This is a genomic window from Actinocrinis sp. (assembly GCF_035605935.1).
In the GTDB taxonomy this organism is placed as follows: Bacteria; Actinomycetota; Actinomycetes; order Streptomycetales; family Catenulisporaceae; genus Actinocrinis.
Genome location: NZ_DATNGK010000267.1, coordinates 1 through 2339, shown reverse-complemented (window position 1 = coordinate 2339; position 2339 = coordinate 1). Strand labels below are relative to the sequence as shown.

At 70.5% G+C, this 2339-nt stretch carries 1 protein-coding gene; it reads left to right on the top strand.

Annotated elements, in window-relative coordinates:
* Positions 1-19 precede the first annotated feature (19 nt).
* Positions 20-2339, top strand: a 2320-nt coding sequence (locus VN779_RS21515; protein WP_325726195.1) for an ATP-binding protein, incomplete at its 3' end; no start/stop codon positions are given.

The window sequence follows — 2339 nt, the reverse complement described above, 5'->3', positions numbered from 1 at the left end:
CGTCCCAAGGGGTCCTCCGGTGCTGTTGGACAGGCGCAGCGAATGCGAGGAACTCGACCGCCTCATCGCCGATCTCCGTACCGGCCAGAGCAGGGCCATGGTGATCTGGGGGGACGTCGGTATCGGAAAGACCGCGCTCCTGAACCGCACGCTCGAGCAGGCCGCGGATTGCCGGGCGATCCGCACCGCGGGGGTCGAGGCCGAGCGTGAGCTCGCCTTCGCCGCGTTGCATCAGGTGTGTGTGCCGATGCTGTCCGAGCTGGAGATTCTTCCCGCTCCGCAGCGTGACGCGCTGCGCACCGCGTTCGGCCTCGAGGGCGGCAGCCCGCCGGATCGCTTCATGGTCGGCCTGGCGGTGCTGGGACTGTTTGCCGAAGTCGCACAAGCGCGCCCCCTGCTGTTGTCTATCGATGACGCGCAGTGGCTGGACCGGGCATCGGCGCAGGTGCTCGGGTTCGCGGCGAGGCGCCTGGGAACCGAATCGGTGGGCATGATCTTTGCGGCACGGGCAAGGGGTGACCAGAGAAGTGTTCCGGAGCTGGCCGGGCTTCCCGAAATGCAGGTTGTCGGGCTGCCGGACCACGATGCCCGAGCCCTGGTAGCGCTGGCGCATCCCGGCCCGGTCGATGACGGCGTGCTCAATCGGATCATTGCCGAGTGTCAGGGCAACCCGCTGGCGCTTCTGGAACTGCCGCGCGGGTTCACGCCGGCGGAACTGGCCGGTGGGTTCGGGCTGGTTGGCACGACGACGCTGCCGCGCCGCATCGAAGAGAGCTTTCGTCGGCAGGTGGCGACGCAGTCGCCGACGATGCGGCAGGTGTTGCTGGTCGCCGCCGCGGAACCGGTCGGCGATCCGGTGCTCGTCTGGCGCGCGGTGGACCGCCTCGGCCTGAGCGCCGACATCGACTCAGCCGCTCAGGAGGAGGCAGCGGGGTTTGTGGAGTTCGGTTCTCGGGTGGTGACATTCCGGCATCCGCTGCTGCGATCCGCGATCTACCGCGCGGCCACGCCCGAGGAGCGGCGGCGTGCGCACCAGGCGCTGGCGGATGTGACCGACCCGGTCATCGATCCGGACCGCCGCGCGTGGCACCGCGCTCAGGCAGCTGCCGGCCCGGACGAGGAGGTGGCCGCGGAGCTGGAACACAGCGCCGGGCGAGCGCAGGCCCGCGGCGGACCGGCGGCGGCCGCCGCATTCCTCGAGCGGGCATCCGAGCTCACGCCGGACCGGGAACGGCGCGGGCAGCGAGCGCTGGCCGCGGCGCAGGCCATGCACCAGGCCGGCATGACCGACGCGTCATTGCGATTGCTTACCTCGGCCGATGCCAGGTTGATGGACGAGTTCGACCGCGCCCGAGCAGACCTGCTGCGCGGCCGCATCGCCTTCAGCCTGAACCGCGGCGGCAATACCCCCGCGCTGCTGCTCAAGGCGGCCGCCGCATTGGAACCGTTCGATGTGCGGCTGGCCCGCGACACCTACCTCGAGGCGATCCGCGCCGGCTGGTTCGCCGCACACCTCGCGGGCGGCGCCAGCCTGCGTGAGGTCGCTGAGGCCGCTCGCGCCGCCCCCTCGCCCGCCTCACCGGTACGCGCGGCTGATCTGTTGCTCGACGGTCTGGCCGTGCGGTACACGGACGGCTATGCAAGCGGCGCGCCGATCCTGAAGAACGCGCTGCGAGCATTTCGTGATCGGAAGATGTCCATAGAGGAGGAGCTGCGCTGGATCTGGTTCGCCGTGTCGACCGCTGCGGCGGACCTTTTGGACGACGAAGCCTGGGACACGCTCGCGAGCCGCTACGTCCAGCTCGCACGCGACACCGGCGCGCTGGGCATGCTGCCCATGGCCTTGACCATCCAGATCATCATGCAGATCTTGGCCGGCGACCTGGCCGCGGCTCGCTTACTGCTCGCGGAGCTCACCGCGGTTTCCGAGGGGACCGAGGTCTGGGAACCGTCCTACGCCGCGCAGTTGTTGGCTGCCTGGCAGGGAGACCACGACATGGCCGCCGGGCTCATCTCCGCGACGACCGCGGAGGTCGAGCGGCGTGGCGAGGGAGCCGGCGTGGTAACCGCCGGGTGGATGCTGGGTGTGCTGTACAACGGTCTGGGCCGGTATGAGGCCGCGTTCACGGCTGCGCATCGGGCCGTCGGATCGTGGCAGGAGCCGGCCATTACGACCGCGCTCGCGCTGGCCGAGTTGGTACCTGCGGCGGCCCGTAGTGGTCAACGCGAGGTCGCGAGCGAGGCAGTTCAGCGCCTCGCGGAGATGACCCGGGCCAGCGGCACCGACTGGGCCCTCGGTCTGCAGGCCCGCTGCGAGGCACTGGTCAGCGACGCGGACG